Origin of the sequence: Micromonospora echinaurantiaca, from assembly GCF_900090235.1 — a bacterium.
In the GTDB taxonomy this organism is placed as follows: domain Bacteria; phylum Actinomycetota; class Actinomycetes; order Mycobacteriales; family Micromonosporaceae; genus Micromonospora; species Micromonospora echinaurantiaca.
This window is the reverse complement of the sequence record NZ_LT607750.1, coordinates 3371727-3392201: the sequence shown is the minus strand read 5'-3', so window position 1 is coordinate 3392201 and position 20475 is coordinate 3371727. Positions and strand designations below refer to the sequence as shown.

General features: G+C 73.0%; 16 protein-coding genes, 5 tRNA genes and 2 pseudogenes. 16 read left to right on the top strand and 7 right to left on the bottom strand.

Translation table 11 applies throughout. From position 1 onward, the window contains the following. The first annotated feature begins 94 nt into the window (after window positions 1–94). Window positions 95–850 (top strand): MerR family transcriptional regulator, encoded by a 756-nt coding sequence (locus tag GA0070609_RS15360; RefSeq protein WP_088994442.1) that lies wholly within the window; start codon window positions 95–97, stop codon window positions 848–850. 135 nt (window positions 851–985) lie between these two features. Here the strand turns inward: GA0070609_RS15360 and GA0070609_RS15355 are convergent, their stop codons facing one another. Then, window positions 986–1714, bottom strand: a complete 729-nt coding sequence (locus GA0070609_RS15355) for a class I SAM-dependent methyltransferase (protein WP_088994441.1) — start codon at window positions 1712–1714, stop codon at window positions 986–988. Between the two features lie 192 nt (window positions 1715–1906). Next, the gene (locus GA0070609_RS15350; RefSeq protein WP_088994440.1) at window positions 1907–2239 is read right to left on the bottom strand and encodes a cupin domain-containing protein; all 333 of its coding nucleotides are present in this window, start codon (window positions 2237–2239) and stop codon (window positions 1907–1909) included. A 209-nt stretch (window positions 2240–2448) separates the two neighbouring features. Between GA0070609_RS15350 and GA0070609_RS15345 the strand changes: the two genes are divergently transcribed. Then, complete coding sequence (locus tag GA0070609_RS15345) at window positions 2449–3699, top strand: D-alanyl-D-alanine carboxypeptidase family protein (RefSeq protein WP_088994439.1); 1251 nt, start codon at window positions 2449–2451, stop codon at window positions 3697–3699. Window positions 3700–3879: 180 nt separating this feature from the next. Continuing rightward, the gene (locus tag GA0070609_RS15340) at window positions 3880–4644 is read left to right on the top strand and encodes a peptidylprolyl isomerase (protein ID WP_231928876.1); all 765 of its coding nucleotides are present in this window, start codon (window positions 3880–3882) and stop codon (window positions 4642–4644) included. A gap of 114 nt (window positions 4645–4758) precedes the next feature. On the opposite strand, the gene GA0070609_RS15335 is transcribed toward GA0070609_RS15340, so the two are convergent. Continuing rightward, on the bottom strand, window positions 4759–5781 hold the full coding sequence (locus GA0070609_RS15335; RefSeq protein WP_088994437.1) for a LacI family DNA-binding transcriptional regulator: 1023 nt from the start codon (window positions 5779–5781) through the stop codon (window positions 4759–4761). 285 nt (window positions 5782–6066) lie between these two features. Between GA0070609_RS15335 and GA0070609_RS15330 the strand changes: the two genes are divergently transcribed. The 4 genes from GA0070609_RS15330 (at window position 6067) to GA0070609_RS15315 (ending at window position 9689) form a co-directional block, all read left to right on the top strand. Next, window positions 6067–7077: an acetylxylan esterase gene (locus GA0070609_RS15330; protein WP_088994436.1), complete on the top strand. Its 1011-nt coding sequence runs from the start codon at window positions 6067–6069 to the stop codon at window positions 7075–7077. Window positions 7078–7139: 62 nt separating this feature from the next. After that, window positions 7140–7949 (top strand): M15 family metallopeptidase, encoded by an 810-nt coding sequence (locus GA0070609_RS15325; RefSeq protein ID WP_088997751.1) that lies wholly within the window; start codon window positions 7140–7142, stop codon window positions 7947–7949. Between the two features lie 80 nt (window positions 7950–8029). Continuing rightward, entirely contained in the window at window positions 8030–8536 is a 507-nt protein-coding gene (locus tag GA0070609_RS15320; protein WP_088994435.1) for a DinB family protein, read from the top strand. Window positions 8537–8651: 115 nt separating this feature from the next. After that, the gene (locus tag GA0070609_RS15315) at window positions 8652–9689 is read left to right on the top strand and encodes a zinc-dependent alcohol dehydrogenase family protein (RefSeq protein ID WP_088994434.1); all 1038 of its coding nucleotides are present in this window, start codon (window positions 8652–8654) and stop codon (window positions 9687–9689) included. Window positions 9690–9755: 66 nt separating this feature from the next. On the opposite strand, the gene GA0070609_RS15310 is transcribed toward GA0070609_RS15315, so the two are convergent. Together GA0070609_RS15310 and GA0070609_RS15305 are read right to left on the bottom strand one after the other, a co-directional pair. Continuing rightward, window positions 9756–10538, bottom strand: a complete 783-nt coding sequence (locus tag GA0070609_RS15310) for an alpha/beta hydrolase (protein ID WP_088994433.1) — start codon at window positions 10536–10538, stop codon at window positions 9756–9758. Between the two features lie 27 nt (window positions 10539–10565). Further along, the gene (locus GA0070609_RS15305) at window positions 10566–11756 is read right to left on the bottom strand and encodes a spore photoproduct lyase family protein (RefSeq protein WP_197700299.1); all 1191 of its coding nucleotides are present in this window, start codon (window positions 11754–11756) and stop codon (window positions 10566–10568) included. Window positions 11757–11934: 178 nt separating this feature from the next. On the opposite strand from GA0070609_RS15305, the gene GA0070609_RS15300 reads away from it, so the two are divergent. From GA0070609_RS15300 to GA0070609_RS15265, 9 genes and pseudogenes are all read left to right on the top strand, one after another. After that, window positions 11935–13935 (top strand): elongation factor G, encoded by a 2001-nt coding sequence (locus GA0070609_RS15300; protein ID WP_088994432.1) that lies wholly within the window; start codon window positions 11935–11937, stop codon window positions 13933–13935. 399 nt (window positions 13936–14334) lie between these two features. Further along, window positions 14335–14407 (top strand) — tRNA-Pro (locus GA0070609_RS33225). A gap of 32 nt (window positions 14408–14439) precedes the next feature. After that, window positions 14440–14512 (top strand) — tRNA-Glu (locus GA0070609_RS15295). 34 nt (window positions 14513–14546) lie between these two features. Then, a tRNA-Gly gene (locus GA0070609_RS15290) sits at window positions 14547–14620 on the top strand. A gap of 159 nt (window positions 14621–14779) precedes the next feature. Further along, a pseudogene (locus GA0070609_RS15285) lies at window positions 14780–15589 on the top strand (RtcB family protein); the annotation flags it as partial. Window positions 15590–16612: 1023 nt separating this feature from the next. Then, a pseudogene (locus GA0070609_RS15280) lies at window positions 16613–17008 on the top strand (RtcB family protein); the annotation flags it as partial. A 43-nt stretch (window positions 17009–17051) separates the two neighbouring features. Next, window positions 17052–17124 (top strand) — tRNA-Arg (locus tag GA0070609_RS15275). 39 nt (window positions 17125–17163) lie between these two features. Then, window positions 17164–17236: transfer RNA gene (locus tag GA0070609_RS15270), tRNA-Gln, on the top strand. 457 nt (window positions 17237–17693) lie between these two features. Then, window positions 17694–18290, top strand: a complete 597-nt coding sequence (locus GA0070609_RS15265; RefSeq protein ID WP_157748179.1) for a tetratricopeptide repeat protein — start codon at window positions 17694–17696, stop codon at window positions 18288–18290. 432 nt (window positions 18291–18722) lie between these two features. Here the strand turns inward: GA0070609_RS15265 and GA0070609_RS15260 are convergent, their stop codons facing one another. Then, complete coding sequence (locus GA0070609_RS15260) at window positions 18723–19142, bottom strand: hypothetical protein (protein WP_088994430.1); 420 nt, start codon at window positions 19140–19142, stop codon at window positions 18723–18725. 431 nt (window positions 19143–19573) lie between these two features. Beyond that, entirely contained in the window at window positions 19574–20464 is an 891-nt protein-coding gene (locus GA0070609_RS15255) for a sulfotransferase domain-containing protein (protein ID WP_088994429.1), read from the bottom strand. Window positions 20465–20475: the final 11 nt, after the last annotated feature.

Here is a 20475-nt window from a genome sequence, read left to right as displayed (position 1 = left end):
CGCCTACGTAGAGGGTTTTCCGCGAAGCACAGCGGGAGGCCCGCCAGAAAGGCCGGCAAAGTCTCAAACAGCATGTAAGCGGTAGGGTGAGCCGGTGGGCGATCGGAGCGGGCGGCTGCGGGCGGTCGACCTCGCGGCGACCGCCGGCATCTCGGTGCAGCAGGTCCGCAACTACGTCGACCTCGGCGTGCTGCCACCGGTCGAGCGCACCCCGGCCGGCTACCGGATCTTCACCGCCGGGCACGCCCGAGCGCTGGCCGTGGCCCGGCGGCTGGCCGAGGGGCACGGCTGGACGCGTACCCGGGAGATCATGGCCGCGGTGCACCGCGGTGACCTGCCGGCGGCGCTGGCCACGCTGGACGCCGGGCATGCCGAGCTGGACCGGGAGCGGGCCGAGATCCGGCGGGTGCTCGGCGCTTTCGAGACCGTGGTCGCCGCCCCGCCCACCGCCGCCCCGCCCACCGCCGCCCCGCCCACCGCCGCGCCGGCCCCCCGGCGGGGTCTGCGGATCGGCGTGGTCGCCAGGCTGGTCGGGGTCCGCACCTCGCAGCTGCGGCTCTGGGAGGGGCGGGGACTGCTCCGGCCGGTACGCGAGCGCGGCACCCGCTACCGGGTGTACGACGAGGCGGAACTACGGGCGGCGCAGGTGGTCGCGCTGCTGCGCCGGGGCGCCTATCCGTTCGACATCATCGCCGCCGTCCTCGACGAACTGCGCAGCACCGGCAGCCCGCAGCGGGTCCGGGCCGAACTCGCCCGGCGCGAGCAGGACCTGCACCGGCGCAGCCTGCGGCGGCTGGGCGGCTCCGCCGCGCTGCACGACTACCTGCGCCACCGGGGCCTGATCGGCTGACCCAATCGGCGAGCGACCCGGCTGGCGAGCGGCGCAGCCGGCCAGCAGGCGACCGGGGTGCCGGGCGGCGGGGGTGGCCATCGGCCGCCGGAGCAGACCGCGTCGCGGCGCGAGCGGCCAGCGTGGCGACCCGGCTCAGCGCAGCACGAGCAGGTCGAGGTGGTCGACGACCGGTCCGCTGTCGTCCCGGGCGGCGGCGGCCAGCCGGGCCACCCCGGCCGCGTACTCGTCGTCGCTGATCAGCTGGAGTGGGGTGTGCGCCCGGCGGTCGAGCCGCTGCGCGTAGTGCGCCAGCGAGGCGGCGGTGGTCTGCGCGACCGGTTCGACGCTGCTCACCGGGAACCCGGCCGCCGCGAACGCCGAGCGCACCCGGGCCAGGTCGGGGTAGCGCTCCAGGACCCGGACCGCCTCGGGGAACCAGTGGAACAGGGCGATCCGGTGGTGCCGGCCGGGAAACGGCGAGCGGATCAGCACCGGCGCGCCCGGCCGGAGCACCCGGCGCAGCTCGCGGGCCGCCGCATCCAGGTCGGGGACGTGGTGGATCATCGTGGACAGCCAGGCGGCGTCCACTGTGGCGTCGCGCAGCGGCACCGCGACCGCGTCGCCGGCGAGCAGCGGGCGGTGGGTGGTGCGGGCGCGCATCGCCTCGGCCGGCTCCACCCCCACCACCCGGGCGCCGAACCAGTCGGTGAAGGCGGCAGCCCAGGCGCCGGTGCCGGCGCCGAGGTCGAGCACGGTCATCCCGGCCCGGGGGCGCAGGTGCTGGCCCACCGCGTGCCGCCAGCGGTCCAGCCCGTTGCGGGGCAGCTCGCGGGTCGCGGCGAAGGCGGCCGCGTCGGTGTCGTCGAAGGAGATCAGAGCCACGCCATCACCTCGCCACCGTCGCCGGCCGGTCCGGGCGATCGTCACCCGGTTCTAGTCGGTCGCGGCCACCGCGGGCAACGGCTTGTGAGCCAAACGACCACCGGCCGGTACGCGCGGACGGGCCGCCCGTACCGAACCGGTGATCGCGTCACCGCGCCGCGGGTCCCGGGCCGCCGGGCCCGGGCGTGCCGGTCAGGGGCGGGGAGTGACGGTCAACAGCACCACCGCGTCCTCCTCGGCGTGCAGGGCGTGCCGGCGCGGCGGGATGACCAGCAGGTCGCCCGGTCCGCCCGCGCACGACTGCTCCCCGGCGGTGAGCCGGACCCGCCCCCGCAGCACCTGCAGGGTGGCCTCGCCCGGGCTCTCGTGCTCGTCCAGGGACCGGCCGCCGACCAGGGCCACCAGGGTCTGCCGCAGCCGGTGGTGCGCACCGGGGTGCAGGGAACGTCCGCTGCGTCCGCTGCTCGCCTCGCGTGCCGATGTCAGGTGCTCCTCGGCGAGCTGGGACAGCGACAGGACCTCCATGGTCGACCTCCGTGGACTCGGGCGGACGGGCTCGGGCGGGTGCGCCCGCCGGCGGGCGGCTGCCGCACCCGGTCACCAGCGTCGTCCACGGGTGGCCCGGCGGGCAGGGCCGATGGTCCCGGACGGCGGGTGGCCTCCGGCACCAGCGCCGGCGGCTCGGTCCCCGCGGGTCGGCGCCGCCGGAAATCCCGCCCGTTAGGGTGACGGGCGTGAAGGTTCGGCTGCTGGCGGCCACCGCGGCCGCCGTACTCCTGCCCGCCGGCGCGGTCGCTCCGGCGGCGGCCGCCGCGCCCACCGCGACCACACCGCCCACCGCGCCCGCCACGGCGGCCGGCGCGCCGGCGCAGCCCTGCCCGCGGGCGCCGGCGCCGAAGGTGTCCCGACCGCCGCGGCCGTCGCCACCGCCGGCGGTGACCGAGGACCGGATGGTGGGCGGCCCGGCGCTGGCCACCGCCGGGCTGGTCGTCCCGGCCGGGGTCGCGGCCCCGCCCGCGCTCACCGCGACCTCGTGGCTGGTCGCCGACCTGGACACCGGGCAGGTGCTCGGTGGCTGCGGCCCGCACGAGTACGGCACCCCGGCGAGCGTGCAGAAGCTGCTGCTGGCGGCGACCATGCTGCCCCGGCTCGACCCGAAACAGGTCGTCACGGTCGTCGACGAGGACCTGGACATCGAGCCGGGATCGTCCGCCGTCGGCCTGGTGCCGGGCGGTCGCTATCCGATCGAGACGGTCTGGCTGGGGCTGCTGCTGCAGTCCGGCAACGAGGCGGCCAACCTGCTGGCCCGCCTCGGCGGCGGCGCGGAGGGACGGGCCGGCGGGGTACGCGCGATGAACGAGTACGCGCGCCGCCTCGGCGCCCGCCAGACGCACGCGGTCACCCCGTCCGGGCTGGACGGCGCGGGCCAGTTCACCAGCGCGTACGACCTGGCGCTGATCGCCCGGGTCTGCTTCGCCGACGCCACCTTCCGCCGGTACGCGCTGACCGAGCGGACCCGGATCCCGGCCCAGCCCGCGCGCAAGGCCAGGGGCTTCGAGATCCAGAACGAGAACCAGCTGATCTACCACTACCCGGGTGCGCTGGGCGGCAAGACCGGCTTCACCGACCTGGCCCGGCACACGTACGTCGGGGCCGCCGAGCGGAACGGGCGTCGGCTGGTGGTGACGCTGCTCGGCGCGGAGCCACGGCCGGCCCGGGGCTGGGAGCAGGGTGCGGCGCTGCTCGACTGGGGCTTCTCGCTGCCCCGCGACGCGGCGGTCGGTCGGCTGGTCGAGCCGGGGGAGCTGGACGACCTGGCGTCGCCCGCCCCGGCGGGCACCGGCGACCCGCGCCCGGCCGCGGTGAGCGGCCCGGTCGACGACGGGTCGGTGGGCCGGTGGTGGGGCGTCGCGCTCGGCGGGGCCGGGGTGCTGCTGCTCGGCGGACTGCTCTGGCAACGGGCGATCCGCCGCCGCGTCCGCTGACGGGGGTTCGGCGCCGCGTCCGCTGACGGGCGGTGTGTCGACGATCGACAACCGGCTATCAGCTTCATAGACTGCGGTCTTTCTGGCACCACGAGTCCCAGGAGGATGCCCGTGTCGAGCGAACCCCGCCCGCAGTCCGTCCCGTCCGGCACCGCGACGCCCGGCCGATCGTCCCGTACGCTGGCCCGCCTCGCCGGTGCGGCCCTGCTGGCCGGGGCGCTGGTCGGCGCCGGCGGCACCGCCGCGGTGGCCGCCCCCGCCGCGCCGGGCGGCGCGACGCCGACCGCCACCGCCGGGGGCGAGCGGCCGCGGACCACCCCCGGGCCGTGCGCGTACACCGAGACGCCGGAGGACCCGGCGGCCCGGCCCGTCCCGCTGCCGCCCGACCCGCGGCGTACCCCCGACCGTGGCACGGTCCGGGTCACCCTGCGCACCAACCAGGGGCCGATCGGCCTGACCCTGGACCGGGCCGCCGCGCCGTGCACCGTGCAGAGCTTCCTGCACCTGGTGCGGCACCGCTTCTACGACCGCACCTCGTGCCACCGGCTGACCGCGTACCCGACGCTGAAGGTGTTGCAGTGCGGCGACCCGTCCGGCACCGGTTCCGGCGGCCCCGGCTACCGGTACCGCGACGAACTGCCCACCGACCTGCCGCCGGCGCCGACCGACCCGACCGGGGAGCGCAAGGTCTACGCCCGCGGCGTGCTCGCCATGGCCAACGCCGGGCCGGACACCAACGGCAGCCAGTTCTTCCTGGTGCAGTCGAACTCGGCGCTGCGGCCGCACTACACAATCTTCGGCTCGGTGGACGCCGCGGGCCTGGCCACGCTGGACCGCATCGCAGCCGGTGGCATCGCCCCGACGGCCGAGGATCCGGCGCCGGTGGACGGTGCACCGGCACTGCCGGTGGAGATCTGCCGGGCGGTGCGGCACCACCACCGCTGACCGCCGACGGCCCGCTCTCCGTGCCGGCACCTGGGCCGGAGAGCGGTCCGCAACTATCGGGTCGATACCGGAAGCGGAGTCGCCGGCCGGCCGAGAAAGGTGTGGCCGGCCGGGCTACCGGGCCGGCGGGGCGGCGGAGCTGTCCCGCACCACCAGATCGGTGGCGAGTTCCACCCGGGGGGAGTCGATCGCCTCGCCCTGCGCCAGCCGCAGCACGGTACGGGCGGCCAGCCGGCCCATCTCCACCAGCGGCTGCCGGACGGTGGTCAGCGGCGGTGAGGCCCACCGGGCCTCCGGCAGGTCGTCGAAGCCGACCACGCTGACGTCGTCGGCGACCCGCAGACCGCGGCGGCGGATCGCCTCGTAGACGCCGAACGCCATCTGGTCGCTGGCCGCGAAGATGGCCGTCGGCGGTTCGTCCAGGTCGAGCAGCGCGGTTCCGCCGGCGAAGCCGGAGGCGTGGTAGAAGTCGCCCGGTTGCACCAGCCGGTCGTCCACCGGCACCCCGGCGGCCTCCAGCGCCGCCCGGTAGCCGTCCAGCCGGGCGCGGCTGCACAGCAGCTGGCTCGGCCCGGCCACGAACCCGATCCGCCGGTGCCCGAGCGAGAGCAGGTGCTCGGTCGCGGCCAGCCCGCCGGCCCAGTTGGTGGCCCCGATCGTCGGCACGTCGATGGCCGGCACGCCGGCCGGGTCGACCACCACCACGGGCACGTTGAGCCGGCGCAGCTGCGCGTGCAGCGGCGGGCTCAGGTGCGAGGTCACGAAGATGACGCCGTCGGTGGCCCGGGCGCGCAGGTTCTGCAGCCACAGCCGGGCCGCGGTCGACTGCCGGTGGATCGCGGAGACCACGGTGCCCACTCCGGCGCCGTGCGCGACGTCCTCCACCCCTCGGATGATCTCCACCGCCCAGGGGCTGTCGAGGTCGTTGAAGACCAGGTCGACCAGGCCCGCGCGGCGTACGGTGCGGCTGCCCCGGCGCCGGTAGCCGTGGTGGCGCAGCAGTTCCTCGACTCGCTCCCGGGTGTCCGGGGCCACGTCCGAGCGCCCGTTGAGCACCCGCGACACGGTGGGCACCGAGACACCCGCCTCCCGCGCGATCGCGGTGATGGTCACCCTGCGTCCCTCGTCCGCGTCCACCCGCGTCTCCTTCACCGGTCGGGCCGGGGCCGACCGTCGCCACCGAAAATCCCGGAACGGCGTGTCCGCCGCACGGTCATCTTGCCCCACCGACGGGGGTTGACGACATGGCAGGTCGGTCCTAGCGTTTCGACGAGTTGCGGGGATCTTCCGGAAGTTTATCGGACCATTTCGGCCGTTCGACCCATCGGGCGGTCGTTTCCCACACCGTCGAGAGGATGTCACGTGCCCCTGACCCGTACCGTCTCGGCCGGTGCGGCGGTCCTCGCCGCGCCCCGGTAGCCGATGGTCCTCACCGACCTGCCCGAGGCGCAACTGCGGGCGTACCGCAGCGAGGTGCGGGCGCCGGACGACTTCGACCGGTTCTGGGCCGACACCCTCGCCGAGGCCCGCGGCTGTGGGTGGCCGACGCGGACCGCGCCGGCGGAGACCCGCCTGGCCACCGTCGACGTCCTCGACGTCACCTTCGCCGGGTACGCGGGGCAGCCGGTGCGGGCCTGGCTGCGGCTGCCCCGCCACGCCCCACGGCCGCTGCCGGCAGTGGTGCAGTACGCCGGATACGGCGGCGGCCGGGGGCACCCGCTGGAGAACCTGTTGTGGGCGTCGGCCGGCTTCGCGCACCTGCAGATGGACACCCGAGGGCAGGGGTCGGGCTGGAGTCGAGGGGAGACCCCGGATCCGGCGGCCGCCGGACCGGAGGCGCCGGGCGTGACCACCCGGGGGATCGAGGACCCGCGCACCTACTACTACCGGCGGTTGATCGCCGACGGGGTCCGGGCGGTCGACGCCGTCCGGACCCTGCCGGCGGTGGACCCGGCGCGGATCGCGGTCCTCGGGCACAGCCAGGGCGGCGGGGTCGCGCTGGCCGTCGCCGCACTGGCGCCCGACCTGGCGGCCCTGGTGGCGGGGGTGCCGTTCCTGTGCGACATCCCGCGTGCCGTGCTGGTCACCGACGCCCACCCGTACCGGGAGATCCGCGACTACCTGGCCATCCACCGGCACGCCGAGGAGCGGGTGCTGACCACCCTCGGCTACGTCGACGGCGTCAACTTCGCCCGTCGCGCCGAGGTGCCGGCCCGATTCTCCGTCGCGCTGATGGACGAGATCGTGCCGCCGTCGACCGTCTTCGCGGCGGTCAACGCCTACCGGGGGCCGGCCGAGCTGTCGGTCTGGCGGTACAACGGCCACGAGGCCGGCGGAATCGACGACGACGAGGCCGCGCTGCGCTTCCTGCGCGACCACCTGTCGCCGGACCGGGTCCCGGCCGCCGTGCGGCCTGATACACAGGAGGGGTGACCAGGTCAGGCACGGTCCGCCCGGGGCCACCGGCCGGACGGCGGGCGGCCGTGGCGGCCGCGGTGGTCGCGGCGCTCGGGGTGCTCGCGGCGTCCGCCGGAGGCTGCGGACGCTCCTCGCCCGAACCGGCGCCGAGCACACCGCCGGCCCCGACCTCGGCGCCGGCCGCGGCGCCGCGCCTGCCGGGCTTCGTGGTGCTCGCCGACGTCGACCCGCGCATCCTGACCGACATCCGGTACGCCGGGGCGCACAACTTCGTCGGCCGGCCGATCGCCGGCTACCGGGAACCGCTCTGCCTGCTCACCCGCGAGGCGGCGGAAGCGCTGCGCCAGGTCCAGGACGCCGCGCTGGCCGGCGGGCACAGCCTCAAGGTGTACGACTGCTACCGCCCTCAGCCGGCCGCCGACGACTTCCTCGCCTGGGCGAAGCGGCCGGGCGAGCAGCAGATGAAGGGGGAGTTCTACCCCCGGGTGGCGAAGTCGGCGCTGTTCGACCAGGGCTACATCGGGACGCCCACCTCGCACAGCCGGGGCAGCACGCTCGACCTGACCCTGGTCGACGTCCCCGCCCCCAGCCAACCCCCGTACGCGCCGGGCCGGCCGCTGGTCCCCTGCACCGCGCCGGTGGGACAGCGGTTCGCCGACAACAGCATCGACATGGGCACCGGGTTCGACTGCTTCGACTCGCTCGCGCACACCGACGACCCCCGGGTCACCGACCCCGCCCGGGAGAACCGGCGGCTGCTCCGGCGGCTGATGACCGACGCGGGATTCGTCAACTACGACCGCGAGTGGTGGCACTACCGCTACCGGGACGAGCCGTATCCGGACACCTACTTCGACGCACCGGTGGCCCGCGCGTCGGTCGGCTGACCCGGTCGGCGGCGGCCCGACCACCACCGGGCATGATCAGCCTCGGACCGGCGGGTGCCCGCCGGACGAGGGAGACGACAGTGACCACCGAACGGATCGGCCCACCGGTCACCGGGGACGAGCGCACCATGCTCCGCGCCTTCCTCGACTACCACCGGGCGACCCTGGCCATGAAGTGCGACGGGCTCACCGACGAGCAGTTGCGACTGCGCTCCATGCCGCCGTCGACGCTCACCCTGCTCGGGTTGGTGCGACACATGGCCGAGGTGGAGCGCACCTGGTTCCGTCGGGTCATCAACGGCGAGGACATCCCGCTGGTCTGGTCGGACTCCGGCGACTACCAGCAGGCGTACGACCCCACCGGGTCCACCCGGGCGGAGGCGTTCGACGCCTGGCAGCGGGAGGTGGAGCACTCCCAGCGGATCGAGCGGGAGGCGGAGTCGCTGGACGTGACCGGCTACAACGCCCGCTGGGACCAGAGGGTCTCGCTGCGGCTGGTGATGCTGCACCTGATCCACGAGTACGCCCGGCACAACGGGCACGCCGACTTCCTCCGCGAGGGCATCGACGGCACCGTCGGCGCCTGACCACGCCGCCCGCCGGAGCCGGGACCTCGGGACCCGTCCGGCGGGCCGTCCGACCCTGCCCGCCGCGCCTCCCGCAGAGCAGCGTGGGAGGTGACGACGGCGTGAGGAGGACACCATGAAGGCGCTCGTCTACGGCGGACCGGGCAAGAAGTCCTGGAAGGACGTTCCCGATCCCACGATCGAGGCGCCGCGCGACGCGATCATCCGGGTCGACGCGGTGACCATCTGCGGCACCGACCTGCACATCCTGGGCGGCGACGTGCCCGCGGTACAGCCCGGCCGGGTGCTGGGCCACGAGGCGGTCGGCACCGTGGTGTCGGTCGGCGACGGCGTGACCAACCTGGCCGTGGGCGACCGGGTGCTCGCGTCCTGCATCTCCGCCTGCGGCGTGTGCCGCTACTGCCGGGAGGGCAGCTACGGCCAGTGCCTCGGCGGCGGTGGCTGGGTGCTCGGCCACACCGTCGACGGCGTCCAGGCCGAGTACGCCCGGATCCCGTTCGCCGACCTGTCCACCTACCGGCTGCCGGCGACGGTCTCCGACGAGGCGGCCGTGCTGCTGGCCGACATCCTGCCCACGTCCTACGAGGTGGGCGTGCTCAACGGGCGGGTCCGCCCGGGTGACACCGTGGTGGTGGTCGGCACCGGCCCGATCGGGCTGGCCGCGATCCTCACCGCGAAGCTGTTCTCCCCGGCCCAGGTGGTGGCCGTGGACCGGGCGCAGAGCCGGCTGGACGCGGCCAAGCAGTTCGGCGCGGACGTCACCGTGCTCGCCGACGCCGACCCGCTGGCGGCGGTCCGTGAGGTCACCGGCGGCCTCGGGGCCGACGTGGTGATCGAGGCCGTCGGCACCCCGGCCGCGTTCGAACTCTGCACCACCCTGGTCCGCCCCGGCGGGCACGTGGCCAACGTCGGCGTGCACGGCAAGCCGGTGACGCTGCACCTGGAAGACCTGTGGATCCGCAACGTCACCATCACCACCGGCCTGGTGGACACCCACTCCACCGCCAAGCTGCTCGACATGCTGGTCGCCGGGCAGCTGGACACCGGCCACCTGGTCACCCACCGGTTCCCGCTCGACGAGATCCTCGCCGCGTACGACGTCTTCGCCCGGCCGGCGGAGACGGGTGCGCTCAAGGTGGTGCTGAGCCGCTGACCGGGGGACGTGCGCCGGTGGGGCGACCGCCCCGCCGGCGCACGCCGTCAACGGCGGCCGGCGCGGTCACCCACGCAGCGGCAACCAGGCCAGCACGTCCTGGATCTTGGCGTCCCAGTACGCCCAGTCGTGCGTGCCGGGGGAGAAGTCCACGGTGAGCGGGATCCCGCGAAGCCGGGCCGTCTCGACGAAGTGGACGTTGTCCTCGTACAGGAAGTCCTCGGTGCCGCAGGCGACGTAGAGCGCGGGTGCGTCGGCGCCGCCGTCGCCGTACCGGTCGAGCAGGGCGATCGTGTCGTCCTCGGTGCCGGTCACCCGGCGCTCGCCGAACACGGTGTGCCAGACCGCCGGGTCCAGCGGGCTGGTCGGGTGGTGCCGGCGGGTGGCCACGTCCAGCGCGCCGGAGAGGCTGGCCGCGGCGGCGAACCGGTCGGGCTCGCGCAGCGCCCACTTCACCGCGCCGTAGCCGCCCATCGACAGCCCGGCGACGAAGGTGTCCTCGCGCCGTTGGGACAGCCGGAAGAACGACGAGCAGACCTGCGGCAGCTCGGAGCTGAGGAAGGTCCAGTACCGGTTGCCGTGCTCCTCGTCGCTGTAGAAGCTGCGGGACACCTGGGGCATCACCACGGCCAGGCCGAGCGGGGCGACGTACCGCTCGATCGAAGTGCGGCGCAGCCAGATGGTGTCGTCGTCGGTCAGGCCGTGCAGCAGGTACAGCACCGGCGGATCGCCGGCGGTGACGCCGCCGGCCATGCCGATCTGCGAGGTGGTGCGCTGCGGCAGGATCACCGTCATCGAGGTGCTGAGGGTGAGCACCTCGGAGTAGAAGTCGACACGCATCAGGGCCACGGTGCCCGACCGTAGTCGACGCGGCGATCAGGTCCAGTAGAGGATCCGGCAGGCCGGCAGCCGGTCGGCCAGCTCGCGCTCGAACCAGGAGCGCAACTCGGTCATCGTGTCGCGCGGGTAGACGTACTTGACCGCGCCGAACCGGCCGTGCCGGCGGCTGCGCAGCGTCTCGTCCATCTCCAGCTTCGTGCGCGGATACCAGCCGAGCAGCACCTCCTTGCTGCCCGGGGTGAACCGGTGCGTGATCAGTTCGGCGGTCAGGTCCAGGTCGGGCACCCCGTCGACCGCCGCCGCGACCGCGCCGAGCAGCTCGCCGTAGTGCGCCCGCCAGTCGGGCAGCGGCATGATCGGGGCGATGGTGAGGCCGACCGGGTAGCCGTCCAGGGCGAGCCGGCGCAGCGCGGCCAGTCGGTCCGGGACCCGGGCCGTACCGCCCTCCATCCGCTCGCTCACCGGCCGGCAGTTGACGCTGAACCGCACCCGGGTGTGCCCGGCGTGTGGCAGCCCGACGAAGCTGTCCACGTCGGCGTACTTGGTGGTCCAGCGCAGCTGCACCGGCGCGTCCCAGCCGGCGAAGTGCTCCACCGCCCGCCGCCAACTGCCGGTCAGGTGCTCCAGGGCGAGCGGGTCGGTGTAGCACGACGCCTCGAACGTGGTGCCCTCCCCGGCCCGGCGCGGGTTGCGGCTGGTCACCGTCCCCTGCCCGGCGTAGCCGGCGAGCCCGGCCAGGATCTCGTCGAGGTCGGCGTAGACCCGGGTCACCGGAGGGCCGGAGAGCGAGCCGGCCAGGTAGCAGTACTGGCAGTGCGCCGGGCAGCCCTCGGCCAGGTCGAACCGCCAGTCCGCGCTCGGCGCGATCGGTTGCAGCTTCCGGCGCGACGGCGGGCTCACCACGATCGCCAGGGTCGACTTCGCCCGGGCGTACGTCTCCCGCTCGGTGTCGCCGCGCACCCCGGCCAGCCGGTTGGAGCGCAGCCGCTCGACCTCGATGCCCAGGGTCGCCAACCGCTCCACGATCCGCCGTCCGTGCGGCTGGTCCAGCGCCGCCGGGGTGGCGACCACCCGCCGGGGCGTCCAGCGCCGCGCCGGGCGGGCCACCGGCGCCAGCCCGGCCAGCTGACGGATCGGCACCCGCTCTCCGCTGGCGTCGTGCGGCGCGGGGGGTACGTCGACGGCGAGCGGCTCGTCGACGTCCACGCCCTCGGCGTTCGGCCTCATCCCGCCGGGGTACCCGGTTCCGCCCCGATCGCACGTTCGGGTTATTCGGTTGCCCGGCCGGCGGGTGCGCTGCTGCACTGGTCACCACGGCCGACAACGGAAGGGATCCCCGGAATGCGCGCGACGTTCATGTCCAACCAGCTCGGAATCGTTCTCGACCCGAAGGACATGACGCGGCGTGAAGACGCTCAACGTAGGGATCCTGGCGCATGTTGACGCCGGAAAGACCAGCCTGACCGAACGTCTGCTGCACGCCGTCGGCGTGATCGACGAGCCCGGCAGCGTGGACGCGGGCACCACCCGTACCGACTCGTTGCCGTTGGAGCGGCAGCGGGGCATCACCATCCGCTCCGCCGTCGTGTCGTTCCAGATCGGCGACGTGACGGTCAACCTGATCGACACCCCCGGCCACCCGGACTTCATCGCCGAGGTGGAGCGCGCGCTCGGCGTGCTCGACGGCGCCGTGCTGGTGGTCTCGGCCGTCGAGGGCGTACAGGCGCAGACCCGGGTGCTGATGCGCACGCTCCAGCGCCTGGGCCTGCCCACCCTGATCTTCGTCAACAAGATCGACCGGGCCGGCGCGGACGCCGACCGCACCCTGCGGGACATCGCCGCCCGGCTCTGCGCCGCCGTCGTGCCGATGGGCGCCGTCGAGCGGCCCGGCACCCCCGACGCTCGCTTCGTGCCGTACGCCGACACCGATCCGGCCCTCACCGGCCGGCTGGTCGACGTGCTCACCGCGCACGACGAGGCGCTGCTGACCGCGTACGTCGAGGACGAGGCGGCGGTGGACGCACCGCGACTGCGGACGGCGCTCGCCGCGCAGTCCCGCCGCGCGCTGGTCCACCCGGTGCTCGCCGGCTCGGCGGTCACCGGCGCCGGCGTCGAGGCGCTGGTCGCCGCCCTGACCGAGCTGCTGCCCGCGACCAGCGGTGCCGCCGACGCGCCGGTCTCCGGCACGGTCTTCAAGGTCGAGCGCGGCCCGGCCGGCGAGAAGCTCGCCTACGTCCGGCTGTTCGGCGGGACGCTGCGCACCCGCGATCGGGTGCCCGCCGGCCCGGCCCACCAGCCGAAGGTGACCGGCATCGAACTCTTCGACCAGGGCGCCGCCGTCCGCGCCGAGGCGGTGACCGCCGGCCGGATCGCCATCCTGCGCGGGCTGGACCACCTCCGGGTCGGCGATCCGGTCGGCGCGCCGCCGCCGGGTGGCCGCCGGCACTTCCCGCCGCCCACCCTGGAGACCGTCGTGCTGCCGCAGCGGCCCGGCGACCGTGGGGCGCTGCACGCGGCGCTCACCCAGCTCGCCGAGCAGGATCCGCTGATCAACGTCCGGCAGGACCCGATCCGCCGCGAGATCTCCGTGTCGCTCTACGGCGAGGTGCAGAAGGAGGTCATCCAGGCGGTCCTCGCCGACGACCACGGCGTGGCCGTCACCTTCCGGGAGACCACCACCGTGCACGTGGAGCGGGTGGTCGGGGTCGGCGCGGCGGTCGAGTTCATCGGCGTGCCGCCCAATCCGTTCCTCGCCACCGTCGGGCTGCGGGTCGAGCCCGGCCCGCCGGGCAGCGGGCCCACCTTCCGGCTCGGCGTGGAACTCGGCTCCATGCCGCCGGCGTTCTTCGCCGCCGTCGAGGAGACCGTGCACGAGACGCTGCGCCAGGGTCCGCACGGGTGGCAGGTCCTCGACTGCGTGGTCACCATGACCCACTCCGGCTACTGGGCGCGGCAGAGCCACTCGCACGGCACCTTCGACAAGAGCATGTCCAGCACCGCCGGGGACTTCCGCAACCTCACCCCGCTGGTGCTGATGGCGGCGTTGCAGCAGGCCGGCACCCGGGTGGCGGAGCCGATGCACCACTTCCGGCTGGAGGTGCCGGCCGACGCGCTCGGCGCGGTGCTGCCGGTGCTGGCCGGCCTGGACGCGGTGCCCCGGCAGACCACCGCCCAGGGCGCGGCGTACGTGGTGGCGGGCGACATCCCCGCCGGGCGGGTGCACGCGCTGGAGCAGCGGCTGCCCTCGCTGACCCGCGGCGAGGGGCTGCTGGAGTCTACTTTCGACCATCACCGCCCGGTACGCGGCGCGGCCCCGGTGCGGGAACGCTGGGACCACGACCCGACGGACCGCCGGAAGTACCTGCTGGCGGTGGTCCGACGGGTCGCCGGGCGCCGGGAGGGTTAGCGACCGGCCCGGCCGGCCACGGAATATCCATTGCCGTGCCCGGCCGGGCCCGCTAACGTCCTCGTCGCAAGGTCAACCGAGCAGATCCCCTTTGGAGTACGCCGTGTCGCAGCGCAACCGCACCAACGCCATGTGGCTGATGCCGCGCGGTGGTGCCCTGCTGCCCGCGGGCGAACCCGCCCGGGGTCTGTGCCGAGCCGAGCAGGGCCGGCGACCGGGGTGGTGGCGCGACTAGCGCCGGCGCGTACGCGCAGCCGCCCACCCCACCGGGGCCGGGCGGCTTTTTCGTTTCCCTTTCCGTACTTCCGCGTCCCGGGCGCCGGCGACGTCGATCCTTCTCAACTCCATAGTGGACGGCATGAGTCGCCACCCCCGGTCCGGCCGGGCGGTGGCACACCACCGGGACGAGGGAGCTGGCTGACCCGCTCGCTTTGGGCGCGAGAGACACGGGGTTCGATTCCCCGGTCCCGGACGGCGGGACGGGCAGCGGACCCGTCCCGGCACGGGCCGTTGGAGCAATTGGAAGCTCACCCGGTTCTCAGCCGGGAGGTCACGGGTTCGAACCCCGTACGGCCTGCGTGGCGACGTCGGACGGCGTCGCGCATTACCCCGCGGTTGTAGCGCAGTCAGGCAGCGCGTCACCTCGCCACGGTGAAGATCGCCGGTTCGAATCCGGCCAACCGCTCGACCACCGGGCACCGCGCCCGGCACGGGCTGCGCGCTGGGCGCTGGGCGCAGAGAGGCTTTGCACGTCACTCCCGCCGGGTTCGATTCTCGGGCGGTCCACGATCCTTCCGGTCCCGCCGAGGATGGCGGCGACCAGCCGACGAACGAGGAGACGACGATGGCATTCACCCCGCTCGCGGGCACCCGTGCGCCGGTCCGGGTCTGGACCGACCCGTACGGCATCGAGCCGCAGGCCGCGCGGCAGCTGCGCAACATCGGCGCGCTCCCCTGGGTGGAGGGCGTCGCGGTCATGCCGGACGTGCACTTCGGCAAGGGCGCCACCGTCGGCTCGGTGATCGCGATGCGGCAGGCCGTCTCGCCGGCCGCGGTCGGCGTGGACATCGGCTGCGGGATGTCCGCGGTGCGCACCTCGCTCACCGCGGCCGACCTGCCCGACGACCTGGCCGGGCTGCGTTCGGCGATCGAGGCGACGATCCCGATCGGCTTCGCCCAGCGGGACACCGCGGTCGACCCGCGGCGGGTGCGGGGCCTGGAGCAGGGCGGCTGGGACGTGTTCTGGCGTGGCTTCGCCGACCTCGACAAGCGGGTGGCGCAGCTGGAGACCCGGGCCCAGCGGCAGCTGGGCACCCTCGGCGGCGGCAACCACTTCATCGAGGTCTGCCTGGAGCAGGGCGGCGCCGACGACGGCCGGGTCTGGCTGATGCTGCACTCCGGTTCCCGCAACATCGGCAAGGAACTGGCGGAGCGGCACATCGGGGTGGCCCGCCGGCTGCCGCACAACGCCGACCTGCCCGACCGGGACCTCGCGGTCTTCCTCGCCGGAACGCCGGAGATGGCGGCCTACCGGCGGGACCTGTTCTGGGCACAGGAGTACGCGCGGCGCAACCGGGCCGTGATGCTCGCGCTGCTCTGCCAGGTGGTCCGCGACCAGTTCCCGCAGGTCGGCTACGACGAGCCGATCTCCTGCTTCGCCGGTGAAACCCGGGTCATTACAGATCAGGGCTGCCGACCCATTCGTGACCTCGCTGGCGGATGGCACACGCTACTCACGGCAGGCGGTCAGTGGGTGAAGGCTCCAGTGGCTTCATTCGGTCGCCAACGGATCTACGAGGTGACCGTTGGTCGGTTTGGCGAGGAGAAGGTGATTCGAGCGACCGCTGAGCACCGCTGGTTGCTCCGGCCGAAAGTGGCACACAATCGGACCGAAGCGACCACTGTAGGCCTTCGAGTCGGCGACCGTCTCGAATACACATTTCCACGACCGCTGCCAGGCCTTCGGCCGTCGCGTGAGGGCATCGCTCGTGGGTTCGTTTACGGTGATGGTTCGATCTCCGGTGACAGCCTGGCTCACGCTACCTTCTATGGGTGTAAGGACGATGCCCTCCTTCCGTTCTTCGAAGATATGGGCCGTTTGCGCACCTACTACTACGCATACGATCGTCGGTCGCCCAACCGCAAGCGCCATGTCCCTCAACACGAGGTGACGGAGCACGCTCTTGCGAGCGGGGAGATCTCGTCGTACCGGCGACTGGGTGGGCTTCCCCGGCAATGGAAGCGCGAGTATCCGTCGCTTGAGAGCCCCGTAGCCGTTCTGTACGGCTGGATCGCTGGCTACTTCGCCGCGGACGGTGACGTGGGAAAGACGGGGCGGCCGTCGATCTGGTCTGCCGATCGGCGTGACTTGGAGTTCGTCAAGGCCGCCTGTGATGTCCTTGGTATCTGGACGCTGCCGATTCGGCAGAGAATGCGCAGCGGCTTCGGGGAACCTGCTTCACCGATCTACGTGATGGGAATCTCCAGAGCTGATCTCACTCCCGAGTTCTTTGTCCACGAAAACCATCGCGAACGCTGGTCAGCGAATCGCCAGGCTATCGAGCGGAGGGGTTGGACCGTGCGGAAAGTGCAGGAGACCGACGTGGTGGAGGAGGTGTACTGCGCGGTTGTGGACGGCACGCACTCCTTCGCCTTGGAGGGCAACATCCTCACCGGGAACTGCCACCACAACTACGTGGCGGAGGAGAGCTACGGCGGTTTGGACGTGCTGGTGACCCGCAAGGGGGCGATCCGGGCCGGTCGGGGGGACCTGGGCATCATCCCGGGGTCGATGGGCACCGGGTCGTACATCGTGCGTGGCAAGGGCAACCCGGACGCGTACTGCTCGGCCTCGCACGGGGCCGGGCGGCGGATGTCCCGGGCGCAGGCCAAGCGGACGTTCAGCACGGACGACCTGGCGGCGCAGACCGCGGGGGTGGAGTGCCGCAAGGACGCCGGGGTGGTCGACGAGATCCCCGGCGCGTACAAGGACATCACCGAGGTGATGGCCCAGCAGCAGGACCTGGTCGAGGTGGTGGCACACCTCAAGCAGGTGGTCTGCGTGAAGGGATGACCGCTGACCGGCGCCCCGGGGGGTTGGGGCGCCCGGTCCGCACGCCCCGGTGGCGCAACGGAGAGCGCGCCGGTCTACGAATCCGGAGGGTCTAGGTTCGAATCCTGGCCGGGGCACGTGGTACGCCGCCCGGCGCTATCGCGTCGGGCGGCTGATGGGGGCTGGTGCAAACGGCAGCACGACCCGCCTCTGGAGCGGTAGATGGAGGTTCGAGCCCTCCGCCCCCAGCGGAGTAGCCGTCCATGGCAACGACGGGCACCGGTGCCGGCGGTCGGCTGTCGACGGTTGCCCAGCTGTCGGCCTCCACTTGATGCGACACGTCGTGGCTTCACTTGACGCGTGACGCGGTCCCTGGCTCGTTGGCTACCCCGTGTCAACCCGGGGCGGCCGGAGAGGGCTGGCCTAACCGCTTCTGCCGAGTTGAGTGCGTTCGGGTCTGAACGGTGGGCAACGTGGCCCGGAATGCCGTGGCCGACGGATGCTAGTCCGCAAGCTTCGCCGAACCCGTCCACCCACTACACCTAGCGCGCCGTCCGTAGGGTGACGGTCGATGCTCGGGCGGTGGATTCGTGGTGTTCAGGACGGGTTCTCCGAAGTGGAGCTAACTCAGCTCTGGGGCTTCCGGAGATCAACCAGCGTCGCGGGCACCACGCCTACGATCAGACGGTCGTCGAAGGAGGTCCCGGTGGGTTTGTTCTCGCGCAAGAGCAGAGACAATCGCTCCGACGTCGAGCAGTCGCGGGCGACGTACCAGCGCGCTCTGGCGCTGTTCGACCAGAAGCGCTGGTCGGAGGCAGCCGACGGGTTCGCCGAGGCAGCCGACGCCGATCCGGGCTCGTCGAGCTGCCGACTGTTCCTCGGGGTCTCGCTAACCAACGCCGGTCGGTGGGAGGAGGCACTCGAGCCGCTGCGCGCGTGCCTCGATCTGCGGCCGGAGTACTCCGAGGCGCACAACGCACTCGGCATGGCCCTCGGCAAGCTCGGCCGCTTCGCGGAGGCCGACGAGCACATCGTGCACGCCGCGCGCCTCGGCCACCCACAAGCGGCGACCACCATGCGGCGGCGGGGTATCGACTACTGCCGGGAGTGCCACCGGCCCCTGCACCGGACGGAGCCGGGGACCTTCGACGTCAACGTGATCTCACCCAAGGTCGGCATGCAGTGCACGACCTGCGACGAGGTGTTCTGCGTTCCCTGCCTGCTCGGCGACGCCGACTCGGCGTTCAACGTGCCGTGCCTCCGATGCGGCGGCGAACTCACTGTGATGGAGCTGGACCGCTGAACCTAGCGGGCATAGCCGCAGCAGCCACTGTCGCGCGGCGTGTCGAGAACGTCCACGGCCGGCGTGCATCGGTCTAGACGAACCACCCGCCGGATCGCCCGGCACATGTTCCGGCATCCGCTTCTGGCCGCCGACCGCGCGCCCGTCCGGCGACCTGATCTGCCGATGAGCGGGCACTTGACCATGACCCGCACGTCTACCAGCTGCGGTCCGGCTTCCCCGGCCGTACGCCGTGGGCCGTCACGGCGATCGAAAAGGCTGCGCGGCCCCTGGCCCCTGGACATATCGACGAGGTCACCCGTTAGCTGTCCTTACTGGCCTGGCCGGGTCAGTCTTCCGCGCAGGTACTACCCGCCGGCTCGGCGACCGGTCCTCCCACACCGCGCGATGCTCGCCGCACGGGACGCACTGGCCCGGTGAGCCGGGCCGCCGTCACTCGGCGCCGGACAGCTCCATCGCGACGTCGAGCTCGCGCCGCTTCGCCGCAGAGAGGACCCCGATCCGCTCGATCAGGTACTCCCCGCCGAGGGACAGCATCCAAGTGCAGAAAATCTTCCCATCCATGGGCAGCGCCACCCGCACGACACCTTCCTCGGCGAGACCCTCCTGCGCCCCGAAGAAGACTTCGATGCCGATCGCCCGTACGTCCGGCCCGGCCGCCTCGACGACGCGGCGCCGCTCATCCGCGTCGACCGCCTGCTCACCGGACATCAGCAGAAACCCCTGCTTCTCGACCTGCGTGGCCGGGGCGACGATCTGCACCGCCCGGAACTCCGGCCCCGCACCACCCGACAGCAGCACGACGGGCCGCTTGTCGTCGAACTGGGCCCACCAGAGCTCGCCGCGTTCCATACGCCGACACTATCGCGCACGGGCTCAGGTGAGACCGCAGCCGAGGTAGCGTGCGACGGTCGCTGCAGGCTGCTCGACCACCCGGCCAGTCACCAGGCCCGGGAGAGCCGCAGTACTGCGTGCCTCAACGCCAACGGCGTCGTCGAGAAGTTCGCCAGCACACGTCACCGGCAACGCCCGTCACCACGATCAAACGCACCCGCTACCCCTACCTGAGCTGTGGCCAGGGTGCGGTAGCCCAGGGTCGCAGTGCAGCGCTGCCGGGGCTCTCCGGCGCAGCCGGGCCAGCCGTACTCATTTTTGCCGCAAACCGCGCGTTCGTTCTCGCCGCTCGATGCGCAGTCAGCCGAAAACAGTGCGTCGGATTGTTGGCGCCAGGGTGCCCCGGCCTTGGGCTACAGCAAGCCGATTCCCGAGGCTGGTCCGGTGGGCTAACGTCCTCGGTGCAGCCAGGCCAACAGATCCGGTGGGGCCATCTCAGCCGCGCGCCGGTGGTAACGGCTGAGTTCCTCGGTGCTCAGGAGCGCTTGTCCAGCACCCGACCGGCCCTCTCGGAAGAAGACTTGATGGTCTTTCAGCACGCCGAGGGCATCGGGCACCAGGACCTGGGCCCGCTCACGCATCGCGGCGAACGTGGCGGCCTCCACCAACGTCGCCCACCGCTCGGCTGGCACCTCGATACCTAGCCAGGCGGCGATCCGCCGCATCTGTCCTCCGAGGTCAGCCAAGAGATCGTCATAGTGCACCAGCAGCACATTCGGCTCCCCCCGGCGTCGCCAGGCATCAGTCAGATGCCAGAGCACACCGGGCAGCGAGTCCAACGCCTCCTGCGGATCGCGATCGCGCTCGGTCCACCGCACCAACCAGGAGCGCAGGGAAGGGCGTGCCGGCGGCGCACTGCTGGGCTGCGGGTCGCCGGTGAGCTGGCGCACTCGTTCCCGGTCGATGTTGTCGCTCTGGTGGTACAAGGACACCGCCATGTCCAGTGGGTGCCGCGCCACCACGATGTACGACACGTCGGGCTTGATCGGTACCCCGTCCAGTGGCGTGTGCGTCTTGATGAAGCGCCGATGCTGTTGCGCGGCGAGATGGTCGTACACCTGCCGCTGTGGGGCGGTCAGCCAGTCGAGCCAGGGGGACAGTAGCGCCAACGGTGCCGGCAGGTCGGCGGTCTGGAAGATCAGCAGCGCGCAGATCATCTGCATCCAGGTGGTGCCGCTCTTCGAGCGGGTGCTGATGACGATATCGCCGCGCCGGAACGGGAAAGCGAGCCACCTGCCGCTGTCTTCCTCCGAAGATCGATAACGCGCCGGGTTCGTCATCCGAGCGAGCC